This window comes from Bacillus sp. TH50, from assembly GCF_016650565.1.
GTDB classification, from domain to species: Bacteria; Bacillota; Bacilli; order Bacillales; family Bacillaceae_G; genus Bacillus_A; species Bacillus_A mycoides.
Map to the genome: position 1 here is coordinate 1,608,854 of NZ_JAEKFM010000003.1, position 17,962 is coordinate 1,626,815.

At 36.3% G+C, this 17,962-nt stretch carries 23 protein-coding genes; 6 read left to right on the forward strand and 17 right to left on the reverse strand.

Annotated elements, in window-relative coordinates:
• Positions 1–110 precede the first annotated feature (110 nt).
• A complete protein-coding gene (locus JFU23_RS08230) occupies positions 111–548 on the reverse strand; it encodes a peptidylprolyl isomerase (RefSeq protein WP_002190570.1) in 438 nt (145 codons plus the stop codon).
• A 187-nt stretch (positions 549–735) separates the two neighbouring features.
• On the opposite strand from JFU23_RS08230, the gene JFU23_RS08235 reads away from it, so the two are divergent.
• Complete coding sequence (locus tag JFU23_RS08235) at positions 736–1,602, forward strand: DUF1002 domain-containing protein (protein ID WP_002033908.1); 867 nt, start codon at positions 736–738, stop codon at positions 1,600–1,602.
• A gap of 31 nt (positions 1,603–1,633) precedes the next feature.
• Here the strand turns inward: JFU23_RS08235 and JFU23_RS08240 are convergent, their stop codons facing one another.
• The 14 genes from JFU23_RS08240 to dacF all read right to left on the reverse strand — a co-directional run bounded on the left by JFU23_RS08240 (position 1,634) and on the right by dacF (position 12,339).
• A complete protein-coding gene (locus JFU23_RS08240; protein WP_201031726.1) occupies positions 1,634–2,437 on the reverse strand; it encodes a Cof-type HAD-IIB family hydrolase in 804 nt (267 codons plus the stop codon).
• 95 nt (positions 2,438–2,532) lie between these two features.
• Positions 2,533–4,005: a spore germination protein SpoVAF gene (gene spoVAF, locus JFU23_RS08245; RefSeq protein ID WP_002143032.1), complete on the reverse strand. Its 1,473-nt coding sequence runs from the start codon at positions 4,003–4,005 to the stop codon at positions 2,533–2,535.
• Positions 3,992–4,561, reverse strand: coding sequence for a stage V sporulation protein SpoVABEA (gene spoVAEA, locus JFU23_RS08250; RefSeq protein ID WP_201031727.1), 570 nt, complete (start codon positions 4,559–4,561; stop codon positions 3,992–3,994). Before spoVAEA ends, spoVAF begins: the two co-directional genes overlap by 14 nt.
• Positions 4,562–4,566: 5 nt before the next feature.
• Positions 4,567–4,917: a stage V sporulation protein AE gene (spoVAE, locus tag JFU23_RS08255; protein ID WP_002014916.1), complete on the reverse strand. Its 351-nt coding sequence runs from the start codon at positions 4,915–4,917 to the stop codon at positions 4,567–4,569.
• A gap of 3 nt (positions 4,918–4,920) precedes the next feature.
• On the reverse strand, positions 4,921–5,937 hold the full coding sequence (gene spoVAD / locus JFU23_RS08260) for a stage V sporulation protein AD (RefSeq protein WP_002165116.1): 1,017 nt from the start codon (positions 5,935–5,937) through the stop codon (positions 4,921–4,923).
• A 13-nt stretch (positions 5,938–5,950) separates the two neighbouring features.
• On the reverse strand, positions 5,951–6,409 hold the full coding sequence (gene spoVAC / locus JFU23_RS08265) for a stage V sporulation protein AC (protein WP_002128953.1): 459 nt from the start codon (positions 6,407–6,409) through the stop codon (positions 5,951–5,953).
• A gap of 12 nt (positions 6,410–6,421) precedes the next feature.
• Entirely contained in the window at positions 6,422–6,838 is a 417-nt protein-coding gene (gene spoVAB, locus JFU23_RS08270) for a stage V sporulation protein SpoVAB (RefSeq protein ID WP_016092269.1), read from the reverse strand.
• On the reverse strand, positions 6,831–7,451 hold the full coding sequence (locus JFU23_RS08275; protein ID WP_002067040.1) for a stage V sporulation protein AA: 621 nt from the start codon (positions 7,449–7,451) through the stop codon (positions 6,831–6,833). Before JFU23_RS08275 ends, spoVAB begins: the two co-directional genes overlap by 8 nt.
• Positions 7,452–7,522: 71 nt before the next feature.
• Positions 7,523–9,027, reverse strand: a protein-coding gene (locus JFU23_RS08280; RefSeq protein ID WP_483862042.1) for an IS1182 family transposase whose coding sequence is annotated in 2 segments (ribosomal slippage) — positions 7,523–8,466 and positions 8,466–9,027 — 1,506 coding nt in all. Because the reading frame shifts where the segments join, the coding sequence is not laid out codon by codon here.
• Positions 9,028–9,164: 137 nt separating this feature from the next.
• Entirely contained in the window at positions 9,165–9,266 is a 102-nt protein-coding gene (locus JFU23_RS08285) for a methionine/alanine import family NSS transporter small subunit (RefSeq protein WP_002094424.1), read from the reverse strand.
• A 154-nt stretch (positions 9,267–9,420) separates the two neighbouring features.
• On the reverse strand, positions 9,421–10,179 hold the full coding sequence (sigF, locus tag JFU23_RS08290; RefSeq protein WP_002014922.1) for an RNA polymerase sporulation sigma factor SigF: 759 nt from the start codon (positions 10,177–10,179) through the stop codon (positions 9,421–9,423).
• Between the two features lie 12 nt (positions 10,180–10,191).
• Positions 10,192–10,632, reverse strand: a complete 441-nt coding sequence (gene spoIIAB / locus JFU23_RS08295; protein WP_001243400.1) for an anti-sigma F factor — start codon at positions 10,630–10,632, stop codon at positions 10,192–10,194.
• Positions 10,633–10,983 carry an anti-sigma F factor antagonist gene (spoIIAA, locus tag JFU23_RS08300; RefSeq protein WP_002128957.1) on the reverse strand — a complete coding sequence of 117 codons (351 nt, stop codon included), beginning with the start codon at positions 10,981–10,983 and terminating at the stop codon, positions 10,633–10,635.
• A gap of 165 nt (positions 10,984–11,148) precedes the next feature.
• Positions 11,149–12,339, reverse strand: coding sequence for a serine-type D-Ala-D-Ala carboxypeptidase DacF (dacF, locus tag JFU23_RS08305; protein ID WP_201031728.1), 1,191 nt, complete (start codon positions 12,337–12,339; stop codon positions 11,149–11,151).
• 166 nt (positions 12,340–12,505) lie between these two features.
• Here dacF and JFU23_RS08310 point away from each other — a divergent pair, with 166 nt between their 5' ends.
• From JFU23_RS08310 to JFU23_RS08325, 4 genes are read left to right on the forward strand one after another with little or no spacing between them, the layout of a single operon-like run.
• Entirely contained in the window at positions 12,506–12,925 is a 420-nt protein-coding gene (locus JFU23_RS08310) for a GntR family transcriptional regulator (protein WP_002033900.1), read from the forward strand.
• Entirely contained in the window at positions 12,891–13,772 is an 882-nt protein-coding gene (locus tag JFU23_RS08315; RefSeq protein WP_201031729.1) for an ABC transporter ATP-binding protein, read from the forward strand. The genes JFU23_RS08310 and JFU23_RS08315 overlap by 35 nt, the downstream gene beginning before the upstream one ends.
• Positions 13,762–14,829 carry an ABC transporter permease gene (locus JFU23_RS08320; protein WP_201031730.1) on the forward strand — a complete coding sequence of 356 codons (1,068 nt, stop codon included), beginning with the start codon at positions 13,762–13,764 and terminating at the stop codon, positions 14,827–14,829. Before JFU23_RS08315 ends, JFU23_RS08320 begins: the two co-directional genes overlap by 11 nt.
• A gap of 12 nt (positions 14,830–14,841) precedes the next feature.
• Positions 14,842–15,927 carry an acetoin ABC transporter permease gene (locus JFU23_RS08325; RefSeq protein WP_085312290.1) on the forward strand — a complete coding sequence of 362 codons (1,086 nt, stop codon included), beginning with the start codon at positions 14,842–14,844 and terminating at the stop codon, positions 15,925–15,927.
• Between the two features lie 17 nt (positions 15,928–15,944).
• Here JFU23_RS08325 and JFU23_RS08330 read toward each other — a convergent pair whose 3' ends face one another.
• Together JFU23_RS08330 and JFU23_RS08335 are read right to left on the reverse strand one after the other, a co-directional pair.
• Positions 15,945–16,490, reverse strand: a complete 546-nt coding sequence (locus tag JFU23_RS08330; protein WP_002138207.1) for a hypothetical protein — start codon at positions 16,488–16,490, stop codon at positions 15,945–15,947.
• Between the two features lie 100 nt (positions 16,491–16,590).
• Complete coding sequence (locus JFU23_RS08335) at positions 16,591–17,010, reverse strand: MarR family winged helix-turn-helix transcriptional regulator (RefSeq protein WP_113937133.1); 420 nt, start codon at positions 17,008–17,010, stop codon at positions 16,591–16,593.
• A gap of 160 nt (positions 17,011–17,170) precedes the next feature.
• Between JFU23_RS08335 and JFU23_RS08340 the strand changes: the two genes are divergently transcribed.
• Positions 17,171–17,842: an SIMPL domain-containing protein gene (locus tag JFU23_RS08340; protein WP_002138209.1), complete on the forward strand. Its 672-nt coding sequence runs from the start codon at positions 17,171–17,173 to the stop codon at positions 17,840–17,842.
• The last annotated feature ends 120 nt before the right edge of the window (positions 17,843–17,962 follow it).

Consider the following 17,962-nt stretch of genomic DNA (forward strand, 5'->3'; position numbering starts at 1 on the left):
ATTTAACGTTAGTAGCCGTCCTATTTGTGTCATATACTTTAAAATATATACCAATCCCTGTTTATAGGAAATAAAAAAAGAGAGCAAAATCGCTCTCTTTTTCTCGTAACTTATTCTTCCCAAACTTTAACTTCTTTCATTGCATCGCCTTGACGCATGTTTAATACCGTTTCAATACCGCTTGTTGCTTTACCGAATACAGTATGTACGCCATCTAAATGCGGTTGTGGCTCATGAACAACAAAAAATTGGCTACCACCTGTATTACGACCAGCATGTGCCATAGAAAGTGATCCAACAAGATGTCTATGAGGATTTCCATCAGTTTCACATGGGATAGAGTAACCTGGGCCACCTGCACCTGTGCCTGTTGGGTCTCCACCTTGGCTTACGAAGCCAGGAATAACGCGGTGGAATGTCACACCATCATAAAATCCTTGCTCTGCTAATTTTTTAAAGTTTTCTACTGTTTTTGGTGCCTCTTCTGGGAAAAATTCTAAATCGATTTTTTCGCCATTTTCCATTAATATGTATCCTAAAGTTTTCATATGTATATGTCTCCTTTCAACTATCTCAGCACTATATTACCATATTCATGACGAGAAACAAAAAGAATCCGACAATCTGCATACTTCTTTTTTGAAATGTGGAAGAAGCTAGGTGACAAATAAGAAAAATATACTATAATAACTGTGTTGCCCGAAAATTTAAGAAAGAGAAAGGGAGCGATTTTTCGTGAAAACGAAATTACTAGCTCTGCTATTAGCTGTAGCCGTATTTATTATGCCAACAGCTTCATTTGCAGACATCATTGAGGGAGAATCAATTGTTACACTAGGAGAAAACTTATCTGAACAACAAAAACAAGAGCTGTTAAAAGAAATGAAAGCACCAAAAGATGCTACAATCATCACTGTGTCTAATGCGGAAGAACATAAATTTCTAGAAGGAATTGTTCCAAAAGCGCAAATTGGTACGAGAGCAATTTCCTCTTCTATGATTACATACACAAAACCAGGGTCAGGTCTCATTGTACGCTCAAAAAACATTAATTCGATAACAGATGCAATGTACACAAATGCACTTATTACAGCAGGTGTGAAAGATGCAGAGATTCAAATTACTGCACCATTTAAAGTTTCAGGAACTGCTGCTTTAACAGGTTTAATGAAGGCCTATGAAACAACATCAAACAAAGCCATTCCTGAAGAAGTAAAAAAAGTAGCCAATGAAGAAATGGTACAAACAGCCCAGCTTGGTGATAAAATCGGCGAAGAAAAAGCAGTTCAACTTGTTGCAAAAATTAAAGAAGAAATTGCAAAAGAACAGCCCAAAACCACTGAAGATTTACGTTCATTAATTAAAAAAATTGCTGATCAACTTGGCATTACATTAACAGATGAACAGTTGGATAACTTAGTATCGTTATTTGATAAAATGAAAAATCTTAATATCGATTGGAACCAAGTTGGTAGCCAATTAGAAAAAGCAAAAGACCATGTGTCTGCCTTCTTAGGATCTGATGAAGGGCAAAGTTTCCTAGATAAAGTAAAAGATTTCTTCTCTAGTATCATTGATTTCGTTAAATCTTTATTCAAGTAAAAAAGAAGCTCGCCAATGACGAGCTTCTTTTTTATACAAGTAACGGTAATTTCATAATAGCTTCTTCAACCGAACGGACAACATGATTTGCTTTCTCCTTCACATACGGATGAGCATGATGGAGGGTGAAGGAGTGCGGGGTTACTTCAAACATAGAAATATCATTGAAAGAATCTCCAATACATGCAACTTCATTTGCTTCAATTTGTAAATTTTCCATTAATCGCTTCAGAGCGCTTCCTTTACTTACACCCCTTGGCATAATGTCAACATATCGCTTACCCGATATAAAGACTTCCGCTTCGCTATGAAATGTATCTCTCAACTCTTGATCTAATGCTACAATTTTTTCTTCTTCGCCAAAAACAAATAATTTCGCAGGATGTACAGTCTTCCCAAATTCCTCTTCTAACTCTTCGATTTCCGCAATATGCACTCCCATATACTCTTCAAAAGTATGGTGATGTTCATTCTTCCTTTTTGTATATCGCTGCTCATTTGCACAAACAATATCTGCTAGTCCCTTTTTATGTATATATCGATATATTTCCTGGGCAACCCCATCTTCAAAACTCGATTCATGAAATACTTTTCCATCCGGTAGTATCATTGTCGCTCCATTTAAACTAGTTGTGTAATACGGGAACGAAAACCTTTTTACCGCCTCATCAATTCGGTGAGTAAAACGGCCAGAGGCAAAACAAATATTTGTCCCGTTTTCAGCTAGCCAACAAAGCGCTCGTTCATCTTCTTTTTGCATATCATTCATATTGTAAACGAGTGTATCATCTAAATCACTTACAAATAGTTTAATCATGTCCTCTTCCCCTTCCATACACAATATCTACTCTAATTGTACAAAAAAAATGTTTGATTTTTGTTAAAAAAACAATAAATTTTCAATAAAAAATAAGCGGAGCATAATCCCGCTTATTTTTGTCTTCGCACATTTTGAGGTCTTACAATACTTGGACGAACCTTTAAACTAGACATAGTTGGACGAAGTAAAATTTTCGTTAACGCGCCCCAATCAAACGGTAAAAACGGCCATAAATACGGTGTTTGCAAGCTTTTTATAGATGTTAAAAATAGAATCAATATCGTCATTCCAATGACAAATCCCATTTCATGAAATATGCCTGTTAAAATAATGACAAACAATTTTCCAATCTTATTCCCAAGCCCTAACTCATAACTTGGCGTAGCGTATGCTCCAATCATAGAAACTGCTACGTACAAAATAACTTCTGGTACAAACAAACCTACATCAATTGCAATTTGACCAATTAATATGGCAGAAATTAATCCTGCTGCCGACGACAATGATGTCGGTGTATGAATGGCAGCCATTCTTAAAAATTCGAGTCCGACTTCCGCCATCAAAATTTGTAATAAAATCGGTAAATGCGTCATCTTATTTGGTCCAATGAAAGCAAGACTTTCCGGTAAAAGAGTCGGATCAAAAACAAATACTAGCCAAAATGGCAGTAAGAATAGCGAAAATATAACACCTAAAAAACGTACCCAACGTAAAAATGTACCTACAGCTGGATTTTGTCTAAACTCTTCTGCATGCTGTAAATGGTGAAAATATGTTGTTGGAGTGATCATAGCACTTGGTGATGTATCAACGAGTACTAACACATGTCCTTCTAACAGATGATTTGCTGCTACATCTGGTCTCTCTGTGTATCGGATAAGCGGGAATGGATTATAACCTTGTTTCACTACAAATTCTTCTACCGTTTTATCCGCCATCGTAATCCCATCTACTTCAATATTATTTAATTCTTGTTTTATAATCTTCACTAAATCCGGATTTGCAACATCTTGTACATATGTAATACAAATATCCGTTTGCGATCTATCCCCTACTCGAATCATTTCATTTCGAAGACGTGGATCACGTATTCTTCTACGAATTAACGCTGTATTTACAACGATATTTTCAACAAAGCCATCCCTTGCACCACGCACTACCTTTTCTGTATCTGGTTCTGTCGGTGTCCGGCCCGGATAACTACGAACATCTATTGCGAACGCTTCAGTTTCACCTTCCACAAATATAACAATGAGTCCTGATAATACTTGGAGCATTACATCATCCATCGTTTTTACTTTACTTACTTGTTGATGAATTAAACGATTCTCTAAAAGCTTTACTGTATCTTCTTCTACATCCCTTATTTCATTTGTATCCACCGCTTCTTCTAAAATAGGGATAATATAATTCGTATCACAAAGTCCATTTACAAATAACACACCAATTTCTTTATTTAAAATTTTAAATTTACGAATACCAACATCGTATGTAACACCAAGTCCAACTGTTTGCTTTAAATAATTTTCATTATCACTTAAAAAAGATGAAATCGGGATATTCACTTTTTTAGGCTTCGTCATAAAAGCCACTCCTTTCCAAAATTAATTGAATCGCTTTTCTAGTAATAGGTGATCCTCTCTCCCATTCATCATTTCCGCACATCTTGCCAATATCACCGACCCCCACTATGACAGGAACATTCAGACCATCTAAACAATAAATCGTATCCCCACTAATCCTGCCGATTTCACCATCTGGGAGTCCAAATTTATCAACGCCATATTCTGTCAAATTCCCATTCCGATCTACATTTACATCTACACGCGCCCATTCCCAATGATGTGTATTAGATGCTACTGCTAAAATACCGAGTACATCAACTTGTTTATGTGTTGCGACATACTTTAACGCCTTTTCACCAGATCCTTCTCCTATAAATCCGCTGTCATCAAACATGACAAATACAGGGTCATATGGCGTTTGCATAATAAGCTCAACAACTTTCTTCCCTGTCAATTTGGTCGGATTACTTTGCGATGCTGAAATACACCTCCCCCCAAATTCCTTTGTTAACAGCTCAATTGTCCGCTTTGCATATTCATCTCCATCTGTGACCAAAACAACCCTTCGTCTCATTTGATTTATCCTTTCGGTTTACATATAAGTGCAACAAAAAATGAAAATAATATCGCTGCTGAAATCCCCGCAGACGTTAAGCTAAACATACCGATTCCAATTCCTAAATATCCATGTTTTTCTGCCGCATGCATTGCCCCGTGCAATAGTGAGTGTCCAAAACTTGTAATTGGGACTGTTGCCCCAGCACCTGCAAATTTTATAAGCTTATCGTACAATCCGAATCCGTCTAAAATAGCTCCGGCGACTACAAAAGTTGCCATTAAATGTGCCGGTGTTAACTTTGCGAAATCTAGCAACACTTGTCCAATTACACAAATAGCTCCTCCTACAAGAAATGCATATATAAAATCCACAATTCACTCTCCTTTAACGCTTTCAAACACAACACCATGCGCAATCGTTGGAATCGTTTCCTTCTGTTGTATCATCATGGGGCTTAATAGAGCTCCAGTTGCAACGACAAAAATTCTTTGTAAATTCCCTTTTTGCATTTCACGCAATAAATGGCCGTATGTTACAACAGCTGAACAAGCACAACCACTGCCCCCTGCAAACACTTCTTCTTGATTTGAATTGTAAATCATTAATCCACAATCATTGTATACATTCCCCAAATCATACCCTTCCTCAAGTAAAAGTTGTTTCGCAATTGGTGTCCCAACAGCCGATAAATCACCAGTAACAATAAGATCATAATCAGCTGCACTTCTTCTCAAATCTTCAAAATGTTGTTGAATTGTATGAGCAGCAGCTGGTGCCATCGCTGATCCCATATCTAAAGGATTAGCAATTCCTAAATCTTGTACTTTACCAATTGTTGCTGCTGTTATTTTAATTGCACTCTCCTCATTGCTAATTAATATTGACCCTGCTCCGGTAACAGTTGAGTTTGCTGTCCCTGGCTTTTGTCCTCCGTATTCTGTTGGGGAACGAAATTGTCTTTCCGCCGTCGCATTATGACTACTTACTGTAGCTAAAATACGATTCGCAAATCCACCATCTATAAAAGCTGATCCAATCGCCAAAGTTTCCATTGACGTCGCACAAGCGCTGAACATCCCTAAAAAAGGAATACCATACTCACGAGCAACATAATTTGCTGTCACTGTTTGGTTTAATAAATCTCCCGCTAAAAAGAAATCAATTTGCGATTTTTTTATATTCCCTTTTTGCATCGCTTGTTGAATTGAGTCTGACATTAACCTTCGTTCAGCAAGTTCCCAGTTTTCCTCTCCGCAATGTAAGTCAGAATATGAAATATCAAAATCCTTTCCAAGAGGGCCTTCAGCTTCTTTCGGACCGACAGCAGTACCAGTTGCATTCACGAAGATATCATTTTGAAATACCCACGTTTGTTTTCCTGTCAATCTCATACCCACCCCTCCTTTAAGACATTAAAATTTGAAATGTATATCTTATTAACCCGATAATGTATGCACCGACGACTCCAAATACAATGACACTTCCTGCAAGCTTAAACATGTTAGTAGCGATTCCTAGAACAATCCCTTCACTCCTATGCTCTAGTGCGGCACTCGCCATAGAATTCGCAAATCCAGTAACTGGCACTGCTGATCCCGCTCCAGAAAACTGCCCGATTTTATCATATACACCACACCCTGTTAAAATCGCTGATAGTAAAACAAGAGTTGCAACTGTAGGGTTTCCTGCCTCTTTCTCACTAAAGTGAAAGTAATGTATATAAAATTTCATCAACACTTCTCCCACCGTACAAATGAGTCCACCAACAAGAAATGCCTTCACACAATTTATGAAATAGTTCGGTTTTGGATGGTACTCCTTCACTTTATTTATGTAATCGTCCTTCAATTTTCGCCCTGCCATATATATTGCCTCCTACTTTACGAAATAAATCCAGTGAAACAACGAGCCTATTACTTTCCCAAGTACAAGAGCCACGAGTAAAACAATAATTTTCTCCTCTACCCTTACTCGTTTCGCTAAAATAGGTAAAACGTTTAACACTTCCGTTAACGCCGCAGCGAGCATTCCAATGAATGTGCCACAAAATATCCCTAATATAACAAGCCAATATTGTGACGTTTGAAATGTAATATTTTTCAAACTACACCAAGCCCCTGTTAAAGTACCTGCAATGACCGCCCACTCAAAGTATTGAATATGCTTTCCACTTCTCGTTAATTGAGCTAAACGAGGGATTATACCAAGTACAGCTAAAAACGCGACATATCCGCTACCTACTGCAATCCCTCCAGCTAAGCCAATTAATACAACAAATGCACACTCAATCATCAGCAATCTGTTTCATATTATCCTTGTTTTCATGAACAATTACATATTGATCAAGCGACTGCTGATATTGAAACATCTCAACTTCTAACGGGCTCGGCTCTTCATTAATTCTCTTTTGAAATACATGATTAAAAAATAAGACCATACCTAATCCAAGACCTAATGAATAAGGAATTTGAAATAAAAGTGGTTGCGCCTTAAATTCTCCAGTAATCATGTAATATAACCGTTGGTGTACTTGTTGCATACTTACATCCTCATGGAAATAAATTATTGCAAGGGCCGCTCCAATGAAAAGTAACAACCATACAAGTCCGAAGAAAACCGGATGCACTTTCTTTTTTTCGTATATAATTTCAACAAGAGTTTGTCCAGAACCAAGTAAATTAATTTGTATGTGAGCCGCTTTTTGTTGAATAATCTCAATCACTTTCATAACATCAATTACAACATGTGTTTTATCATGCGCTGTTATTTTGTAGACTATTTCATTTTGTAACAACTCAACTACAAAAGAATCTCCGGCAAGTTGAGCAACATCGCTCAGCTTTACTTCATACGTAGGAGACACTTTTAAGCGATTGCGCATTTTAATATAAATCGTTTGTTCCAATTTTCATTCACCCCTTCACTCTTCCTCGTAGTTGTAGTATGGTTATTGGAATTTTTTCTAATACAATTTTTTCATAAAAAAAACATCTGTACCATTTCGGTACAGATGTTTTTACAGAGTGTTGGGAAACCCTTTAGGGTTCCCAACACTCTGGAATCTTTTTTGATTTTAGCGAAAGAAAACAACAAAAAATAGTAGAATTTAGAAAAATAGCCCTCCACCAACCCCTTTTTGGTTAGATGGAGGGCTATTTTTTTCATGTTTTGACAAGCGGCGGTGAGGTAAGCCTGCATTTGGACAGATTTCAGCCCTCGAAACCGAGCATATCGATAGCCATGTAGTTCTTTTGCATCCGCAAAGCTTCGCTCTATAGTTGAACATCGTACTTTATACAACTTTTTCCCTGTAGCTGTTAGTTTGTTTTTTCTAGCGATATCTTTATATTTCTCCCATATATGATGGGTGATAACTTTTTGTTTTTGTTTCTTTGAAAAGCATACCTCACGTAGCGGACAAACAGCGCAGTCTTCTGGATTCGATTTATATTGACGATATCCTTCGCGATCCGTTGTCGCATATTCTAAAATACATCCCATCGGACAAGCAAATGCATTCATTTCTTCTGCATATTTAAATTGGCTTTTCGGTACTTCTTTATTTCTCTTTCCAAATCGGCGATACCCCATCACCATAAATATATTTCTTTCTGATAACTTCTTACAGATATATCCTGTAAAATAGCCTGCATCAAGAGCTACAGCTTCCACTTCAAATCCGAATTTATCAACTTGAGCTTGTAGACGTGCTAAATACGGCTCGGAATCTGCCATATTTCCAGCCGTTATATAGGTATCTGTAATAATATTGTACTTCGCATCAGTCGTACGATGATCTAAAAAATGAAAACCGTTCGGTTTTCCATCTCTCATTAAAAATCCACTATCTGGATCCGTTGTACTTATCCGAGTTTTTTTAGTAGGGGTATCACTTTCCTTTCTAGGTTTTAATTCTTTTTTCCGTGCGCCTCACGATCTTCGATTACCGCAGCTTCTAGTTCATCTATATAGAACTTTGCCTTTTCTTTTTTATATTTATGTACAAATTTATTTTTATTGGCATTGGCCTTAATGTGTGTGGAATCTGTCATCAACGCACGTCCTCCTACCATACGGCGCTCCGTCGCTTGTCTCACAATCTCATCAAAAATTTCTTCGAAAATATTTGTATGAACGAAACGAGTACGGCGATTCCAACTGATTGTAGAATGATCTGGAATTGTATCTGATAGAGAGAACCCTAAAAACCAACGGTAGGCAATGTTCGTTTTAATCTCCTTTTCCAATTGACGCTCAGAACGAATACCATAAAAATATCCAATAAACATCATCTTAAATAAAACGATAGGATGGATTGACGGACGGCCATTGTTTTCACAATAATAAGGGCGTAACTTCTCCTCAATAAAATCAAAACTAATTGTCGCTTCAATCGCACGAAGGAAATGATCTTGTGGAACCAATTCTTCTACAGAAACAGATACACGCTCGTCGCGATGATTTTTTAAAGCACCCATCATAAGAAATCTCTCCTTTTCCTCTTTTTTATCAGTGTTGACACATAAAAAGAGGTTCAGACACAAAAATAGGCTGTGGAGAAGGCTTTCTCCACAGCCTGAAAAAACATCTGTACCATTTCGGTACAGATGTTTTTAGCTTATGCCTTTTTCTTAAATAAATTTGCAATACTTAATGCAAGTCCTCCCCAAATGACTACCATACCTATAACCATCATCATAATCGCTGATCCACTCATCATGAAACACCTCGGTCCTTCCATTCTTTTTCAAGCTGGACAGAGTCTGAATGTATTTGTGCATTCCATTTCTTCAGACTAATGACTAGTGCAACTAGAAGGAATGCTGCCGCTATCGACCAACCATACGTTACAACAAAAAAAATCGAATAGATAGCTATTCATCTATTCGATCTTTCATCTGTTTTAATATTTTCTTTTCAAGTCTTGAAACTTGTACTTGCGAAATGCCTATGCGCTCCGCTACTTCTGATTGGGTTTGGTCTTTATAATAGCGCAAATACACAATTAGCCTTTCTCGTTCATCCAATTCTCTAATTGCTTCTTTTAAAGCAATTTTATCAAACCATTTCGTTTCCGATTGATCTGCAATTTGATCTAAAATAGTAATTGGATCTCCATCGTTTTCATACACAGTTTCATGTATCGACGAAGGAGCACGACTCGCTTCTTGCGCCAGAACAACTTCTTCCGGCGTTAGTTCAAGAGCCTGTGCTACCTCATTAATCGTTGGAGCCCTTCCAAATTCTTTCGAAAGCTCGTCTCTCATCTTTCGGACTTTGTTTCCTGTTTCTTTTAAAGATCTACTTACTTTCACTGATCCATCGTCACGTAAAAATCGTTGTATTTCACCGATAATCATTGGAACTGCATATGTTGAAAATTTCACGTCGAAAGATAAATCAAATTTATCTACCGATTTTAAGAGCCCAATACATCCAATTTGAAATAAATCGTCTGGTTCGTATCCTCGATTAAGAAATCGCTGTACAACCGACCATACGAGACGCATATTACTTTGAACGATTGTATCTCTCGCTTGTTGATCTCCATCTTGACTTTTTTGAATTAACGCTTTTAGCTCGTGGTCCTTTAACTGAGGTTTCTTCTTCTCATTTCTGACCTCTATGTCCATTGGCTATTCTCCTTAATTGCATAGAGCGTTACTATTTGATAAGTATTTTGTCAAATGGATTGTTGTCCCGAAAGATTCGTTTGAAATAACTTCTACTTCATCCATAAAATTTTCCATGATAGTAAATCCCATTCCGGAACGCTCTAATTCAGGTTTAGTTGTAAAAAGGGGTTGTCTTGCTTCATCTAAGTTAAAGATACCAATCCCTTCATCTCGAATCGTGAGTTTCACCATCGCTTCTTCCAAAATCACTGAAATATAAACAACACCTTCTGCATTTCCTTCATACCCATGAATAATTGCATTTGTAACCGCTTCTGACACAACTGTTTTAATCTCTGTTAGTTCTTCCATCGTCGGGTCTAATTGCGCAATAAAAGCAGCTACCGTAACACGAGCGAATGATTCATTCTGACTTAACGCTGAAAATTGAAGGTTCATTTCATTTCTCATCTACGCCACCCCCAACGTCGCGAGCGCATGCGCTTCACTTTCTTCTAAACGAACAATTTTGAATAGACCTGACATTTCAAATAAACGTTTAACGGGCGGTGAAATTGCACAGACAACCATCTCTCCACCTAATCCCTTTACATGTTTATATCGGCCTAATATAACGCCTAAACCAGAACTATCCATAAATGTTAAGTTCTCTAGGCTCAAAATAATATGATGAACACCATGTGTCTCAATCATATCTGTGACTTTCGTTCGCAACTCTTCAGCAGTATGATGATCTAACTCGCCCTCTAGCCTCACACATAAGACGTCACGTTTTACTTCTAAATGCATGGAAAGACTCACACGATTTCCTCCTTATGCTCAAACTTTACTCATTAACATAAGATTTTCGTGATATAAAATCAGAATCCTTCCTACTGACAAAAGAAGAACTATTTCGTCATAAAGTGAAACCTTTCAGCAATTATTTCAGTAAATACGAACAGAAAAACATCAAAATTTTCGCCGCTATTTTGATGTTGAAAACATCCCAAAACTTCTTTTAAATAACTCCCACCAGCTCGCTGCCTCAACATCTTCTTTCGCTACAATTGTTTGTTTTAATAAAACATCTTTATCTCTTTTAATAACAAGTGTGCCAAGTGCATCACCTTTTTTAATCGGTGCCTTCACTTTCTTTTCAGCAATCACTTCTTGTTTAACTTTGTCCATATTTTCGCTCTTCTTCATAAGAAGAGACACATTGTCTGACGCAACTAAATCTACTTTTTCTTCCTTACCTTTTCCTACTTGTACAGTCTTAATTTTCTCACCACGTGTATACAATTTCTTTGTCATGTATTGTCCAAATGCATAATCAAGAAGCTTCGTTACTTGATTGTTCCGCTCTTTTGATGTAGGTGCTCCCATTACAACTGAAATAACACGCATACCATTTTTCTCAGCCGATGCCGTTAAACAATATTTCGCTTCTGTCGTAAAGCCTGTTTTCACTCCATCTACTCCAGGATAAAAACGTACTAGCTTATTCGTATTAACAAGCCAAAACTTCTTATCCGTATTTTCACGTAAATAGTCTTCATATTTACCTGTGTATTTTCGAATAAGTGGATACTTCATCAACTCTTTCGCCATAATAGCCATATCATTCGCTGTAGAGTAATGATCTTTCGCTGGAAGACCTGTCGGATTTTGAAAATGTGTATTTTTCAATCCTAGATCTTTCGCTTTTTTGTTCATCATATTTACGAAACCTTCTTCTGAACCAGCGATATGCTCAGCTACTGCAACCGATGCATCATTTCCAGATGCAATTGCAATGCCCTTTAACATTTCATTTACAGTCATCTCTTCCCCAGGTTCTAGAAAAATTTGTGATCCGCCCATTGAAGCTGCGTGTTCACTCGCTCTAACTTTATCGTTTAGTTTTAGTTTTCCTTTTTCAACTTGTTCCATAATTAATAGCATTGTCATAATCTTTGTCATACTAGCAGGTGGTAACTTTTCATTCGGATTTTTATCAAACAAAACTTTACCTGTATCTTGCTCAATTACGATCGCTGACGACGCTTGTTCCGCTAACTTCGGCGTGGTTTCTTCTGTTTTTTCCTGCTTCGTTTTCTCAGATTGTGCGAAACTAACTGAAGTACCAGAAAGCAATAACATGAAACAAACAAGTATTCCAAAAACTCGCTTCATGACTAACCCTCCATTCTATATCAAACTTATTTTTTCCAATTTATACATTTTTAATACCATATTTTTCTATTATTTTCAGTTGACAAATAAATTCATTGCCTATATTGTATTAAGTGTATTACATGAAGTAGTACACTTAATACTCATTAGGAAGGAGACATTGCTCTTGCATATTCAACTTGATCCAAGAAGCAACACTCCGATATGGGAACAAATTGTTCAAAATATAAAAGAGCTCGTACTAAAAAATATGTTAGCTCCAAGTGATAAGCTTCCTTCTGTACGTGAGCTTGCTTCTTTGCTCGTTATAAATCCAAATACAGTAAGTAAAGCTTATCAAGAATTAGAGCGACAAGGGATTATTGAAACATTACGAGGAAAAGGAACATTTGTAGCCCAATCGATTACCCCAACATTAGACGAAAGGAAAATCGCTATGGTTGAAAAGCAATTTCATCAATTATTACTAGAAGCCTCTTATCTTGGGATTACGAAAGATAAAATTCACGATTGGATAGATTCATACTATAAAGAGATTGGAGGAAATACAGATGTTGAAAGTGACAAACTTGAAGAAAACAATTGATAACCAAACGATTTTAGACGATGTTTCTTTCACATTACAAAAAGGTAGTATCGTCGGATTACTTGGAAGAAACGGCGCGGGGAAAACAACTTTATTACGAACGATGGTCGGCATTTTAGACCCCGATGAAGGAACTGTTACATATGAAGATACAGATGTTCATATGCATCCTGAAATGAAACAAAAGGTCGTATATGTTCCGGATTCTACTAACATACTGAACGGATATACAGTGAAAGAAATCGTGAAGTTTTATAAAGCAGTTTATACAGCATTTGATGAACCATATTTCTACGAACTGCTAGAACGTTTCAACTTACCAAACAAGCGAATTCGTAGTTATTCAAAAGGAATGAAAGCACTGCTTGCGATCATTTTAGCTTTCGCTGCAAAAGCAGAATATATCATTTTAGATGAACCGACAAATGGACTTGATCCTATCGTTAAAAGACAGATTCTACAATTTCTCGTTGAAGAAGTTGCAGAAAAAGAAATTACCATTTTCATCTCCACTCACCATTTAGATGAAGTTGAAAAAATTGCCGATACAATCATTATTTTAAAAGGACATACAGTAGATTCTATTACATCACTAGATGATGCAAAATCACGATTTGCTAAAGTCCAAGTTGCTTACGAACGATCACTACCTCAAAAACTAGAAAACTTAAGCAATATTAAAATATTAAACCAAACAGGAAAAGTATATACGATTTTAATCGAAGGAAATGTTGCTACAACGCTTGAAAAGTTTTATAAAGAGCAACCAATACTCATTGAAGAATTAGCAATGTCACTTGAAGATGTCTTCGTTACGACACTTGAGGAGGATGGGTATGTTTCATAAGGCGCTGTGGATGTGGAATTGGAAGCGCGGGAAATATGCTGCGTTACTATTTTTCTTTAGTTCACTTTATTTTTTATCTTTCGGATACTATCAAGCAGCTGAAGATCAACAGTCTCTCTTTCTCCATCCAGAAAGCATGGGTGAAAAAAAGTTTTACTATCATTATTCTTTTCATTCTTCTGATAGCTTTTGGTTAGGTATTATTACAATTATCCTATCCTGTATATTAATTGGTTGGGAGCGAAGTAATCAAAATGGAAATTCACTTATGACATTTCCATTTAAAAGACGTGATATGTTCTTATCGAAGTGGGGTTTCGGTGGATTTTTCATTGTACTATCACTTCTAATCAATTGGGGTCTTATGTATTTTATTTATAAATCTACGATTCACTTTGAATATCAATCTTTCGAACCGTTTCATCGATATTTCCTGTATGCAATTTTCACATATATAGCGATCTATACTGTCTCTTTATGTATCGGTACATTTACTGGCAGTATTATTTCACAAAGCATCTTTAGCATTACTTTTTGCATCATGGGAATGGGAATCTTTTCACTCTTACTCCTTTTCTTTACAGCTCACGCTGAGGCAATACAGGGGAATAAAAGTTATACGAATTTCGAAAACATTTATGAATTCAATAAAAAGACCAACATTTCAAGCGCCATATTAGACTTTTCAATTAGTTATAATTACCATCCAACAGCTCAATCATATGAAGATCATGGAAAAGTAATACAAAGGGGACCCACTTTTCATAGTTACTACTCTGCAAAAGTAATACTTGTTCCTATCTTCTATACTATTTCCAGCTTACTAATTGGTATGTTTCTTTATGCACGATCACCTAATGAACATAATAAGAAAATTTTCCTTTTTCCAAAATACAACTCAATCTGGATATGGGGTACTACCTTTTATGTTGCATTAATAGGTGGGCAAATGTTGAAGCGTTTTGATTTATTATTTAGTTACTATGTTGGGTTCTTTTTATTTGGAATCGTCACTTATTTTATATTATCACGTCTTACAAACTATAAAGTTTTTTAAAGGAGAGATCCTATGTTTCAAAAAGCATTATGGGTGCATACCTACAAGCAAAGTAAATATATTGTTTGGCTATTTTGGTTAGTAAGTTTTTATGTACTATCCTATAAATACTATTTAGCATCTGCCGAGCAACTAAAACATTTTCATAAAAATAATGAATGGAAATATATATACCGATACAATTATCACCTTTCACTTCCCGATACTATCATGGTTCAAGGAGCACTCCTTATTGCATTAGCCTGCATCCTTATTGGATGGGAGCGTCAAAATCAATCAAGTGACATTCTATGGTCTATGCCATTTAAACGGAAACATCTCTTCATGACGAAATGGCTTTTTGGTGTGTGTAATATTGTAGCTATCGTTATATTGAATTGGGGACTTTTTGCTATTATGAAAAAGACAACTTTTCATAATAAGTATCAAATATTTTCACCATTTCATACCTATTTCTTATACATGGTTATCATCTTAATTGCTATCTATACACTTGCATTATGCATAGGAACAATTGCTGGTAATATGATTTCACAAGGATTCTTCAGTGTTGCTATACTTGGATTCCCTTTTATTTTGCCGACTCTAATTGCCGGAGCTATTTCTATTCATACGGTTGGACTTATTTCCAATCACCCCGTCTATACGGAGGAGAATGTAGATCGTTACGGTTCAGTAATAGAAAAAGTGAGTATTTTAGCGCCCGTTCGCGGATTCAATATTAATTTTAACTACGATCCTCAACGCGCTTATACTGATCAACAAGGCGTACGTCATGATGAACCTAATTTTACGTATATTCCTTCAGCAACAAAACTTATCGGCCCAATCGCAAATATACTTATTCTATTACCTTTAGGAATGTACTTATATACAAGATCACCTAATGAACAAAACGGAAACTTCCTATTATATCCGAAACTCAAAACACTATGTATGATATGTTGTGTAATCTTTATTGGAATGTTTGGAGGAATGGCAGCGGGAGGAAGTCATTCTATCTTAAATTATTATATTGGTTTTATAGGAACCAGTACGATAGTCTACCTACTATTATCTCGCTTATTAAAATTAAAATTTTCTTGGCGTGTGAAATAACCTCCTTCAAAAGGAGGCTATTTCACATTCTCTCTCCTATCCCCATACACCATCTCTTCTTTCATCCCAAATCCATCACCATTTTGCACAATTTGCTCTGTCGGCGCGACTACACTTTCAGCAATTTTCCATTCGCCGCGCTCTTTCACAAATACTTGCAGAAAATAGTTCATACCATTTAATTGATACGCATTTTCTTTTTTCACATTATAGTGCACCGCAATGTAGTGCACTTGAATATTTTCTTTCCCTGCTTTTGATACGTATTGCGATAATCTTGGAATATACATTGATGCTTTCTTAAATGGTAATTGCTTCGCTTTAACGAGCGATGAACTTGTTACATTACGCAAAGTGTCCTGATTACGAACATTATCGCTATGATGAAATAATACTGCGTTTTGCATAGAACGAACCCATAATTTCGAATACAAGACGGTATTATCATTCTCAATGTACTTCACTTCTTTTTGCACCACTTGGATAGGGGTATCAGCGTACATGAATGTATGAAAGCAGAAAAAACTTCCAAGTAAAATGGTAAGTGCAGCAATATATTTCATAATCTTTCCTCCGATCTGTTTAATTAAAGTATCGGAGTTTCAAAATATTTTTATTCAAAAGAAAAAGGATAGGAAAGCTCTCGCTTCCTATCCTCATTTATTATAATACGCGGCCAAATAGTTCCAAAACCATTTCTATCTCTTGGTCGCTCCAACCTTTAAATTTCTCTTTATAATATTCTTTACGCACAGCTTCAAGCTTTTCAGTTACTTCTCGTCCGTTTTCAGTAATTTCTAAGTATACGATACGACGGTCCGAATTTGAACGTTTTCTTTCAACAAACCCTTTTCGCACGAGACGATCTGTTACAGCTGTAATATGACTGGAGGTTACGTTTACTTCACTCGCAATTTGCGAAGCCATCTGTGGACTGTTTAAAAATAACGCACGTAATACAGAGAATTCATTATATGGCATATGCTCTGAAAAACGTGTATTAATATCATTTTGTAATAAACGTATCATCTTTCGAAATGATGCAGATAAATCTAAAATCAGTGTTTCTCTATTTTCGTTCACTAGCCTCGTCCCTTTTTTATCATATTTACACATATTATAATCTATAAATACCTATATTGTATATGCTTTCTTCCCTCAACATTCTCATTTATGTAACTTTTTTCATAAGATTTTCTTTTTTGTTCACACATATACATATAAAAAAGGATGGTGAGCATAAATGCAAAGTGGAATGAATCCGTATTTACATAATATCCGTACGACGAATACTGGTAAAGAAGCTACTATTACTGTACAAGGAGAAGGCATTATAAAGGCAAAACCAAATGTTGTCATATTAACACTGGGCATTCGAACAGATAGTAAAAATGTAAAACAGGCGCAAGAAGAAAATGCAGTGCAATCGAAACAATTGCTTGATGCACTCAAACAGCTAGGTATTGCCGATAAAGATATAGAAACCATTTCTTATACAATTACTCCTCAATACGAATATGTAAATGATAAAGCATTACTACAAGGCTACCGTGTGGAGCATTTGTATGAAATTACCGTTTTAAATGTACAAAAAGCAGGGGAAGTATATGATATAGCCGTTACAAATGGTGCAAACGTAGCAAAAGGATTACGTTTTCGAATATCTCATCCAAATAAATATTATGAGCAAGCTCTCATTCAAGCTCTGCAACAAGCAGTAGACAAAGCTCGTACAATTGCGAGTACCTACAATTTAAATATTAATCCTGTTCCCCTCTCACTCGTTGAAGAATCTGCCCAATTACCACGGGAGATCGCATCATATGCTACTTTGCATGCGCAAGCAGCTCCGCCCATTCAATCAGGAGAACTAGAAATCATTTCATCTATCCGGGCAATTTTTACGTATTTATAAATAAACTCATTTATAAGTAACCGTTATCATTTTCGTTGTTGTAAAAACATGATGTTCTGATATAATAAAGGACGGTGAGCTCTTACATAAGAGATATCACGGGTGGGAGAGGGATATGAA

Coding starts and splice junctions, on each gene's coding strand:
- JFU23_RS08230 (WP_002190570.1), bottom strand. CDS start 548: ATGAAAACTTTAGGATACATATTAATGGAAAATGGCGAAAAAATCGAT.
- JFU23_RS08240 (WP_201031726.1), bottom strand. CDS start 2,437: ATGGAAGGGGAAGAGGACATGATTAAACTATTTGTAAGTGATTTAGAT.
- spoVAF (WP_002143032.1), bottom strand. CDS start 4,005: ATGACGAAGCCTAAAAAAGTGAATATCCCGATTTCATCTTTTTTAAGT.
- spoVAEA (WP_201031727.1), bottom strand. CDS start 4,561: ATGAGACGAAGGGTTGTTTTGGTCACAGATGGAGATGAATATGCAAAG.
- spoVAD (WP_002165116.1), bottom strand. CDS start 5,937: ATGAGATTGACAGGAAAACAAACGTGGGTATTTCAAAATGATATCTTC.
- spoVAC (WP_002128953.1), bottom strand. CDS start 6,409: ATGGCAGGGCGAAAATTGAAGGACGATTACATAAATAAAGTGAAGGAG.
- spoVAB (WP_016092269.1), bottom strand. CDS start 6,838: ATGATTGAGTGTGCATTTGTTGTATTAATTGGCTTAGCTGGAGGGATT.
- JFU23_RS08285 (WP_002094424.1), bottom strand. CDS start 9,266: ATGATGAGTGGATCAGCGATTATGATGATGGTTATAGGTATGGTAGTC.
- sigF (WP_002014922.1), bottom strand. CDS start 10,179: ATGGACATAGAGGTCAGAAATGAGAAGAAGAAACCTCAGTTAAAGGAC.
- spoIIAB (WP_001243400.1), bottom strand. CDS start 10,632: ATGAGAAATGAAATGAACCTTCAATTTTCAGCGTTAAGTCAGAATGAA.
- dacF (WP_201031728.1), bottom strand. CDS start 12,339: ATGAAGCGAGTTTTTGGAATACTTGTTTGTTTCATGTTATTGCTTTCT.
- JFU23_RS08315 (WP_201031729.1), top strand. CDS start 12,891: ATGTTGAAAGTGACAAACTTGAAGAAAACAATTGATAACCAAACGATT.
- JFU23_RS08320 (WP_201031730.1), top strand. CDS start 13,762: ATGTTTCATAAGGCGCTGTGGATGTGGAATTGGAAGCGCGGGAAATAT.
- JFU23_RS08325 (WP_085312290.1), top strand. CDS start 14,842: ATGTTTCAAAAAGCATTATGGGTGCATACCTACAAGCAAAGTAAATAT.
- JFU23_RS08330 (WP_002138207.1), bottom strand. CDS start 16,490: ATGAAATATATTGCTGCACTTACCATTTTACTTGGAAGTTTTTTCTGC.
- JFU23_RS08340 (WP_002138209.1), top strand. CDS start 17,171: ATGCAAAGTGGAATGAATCCGTATTTACATAATATCCGTACGACGAAT.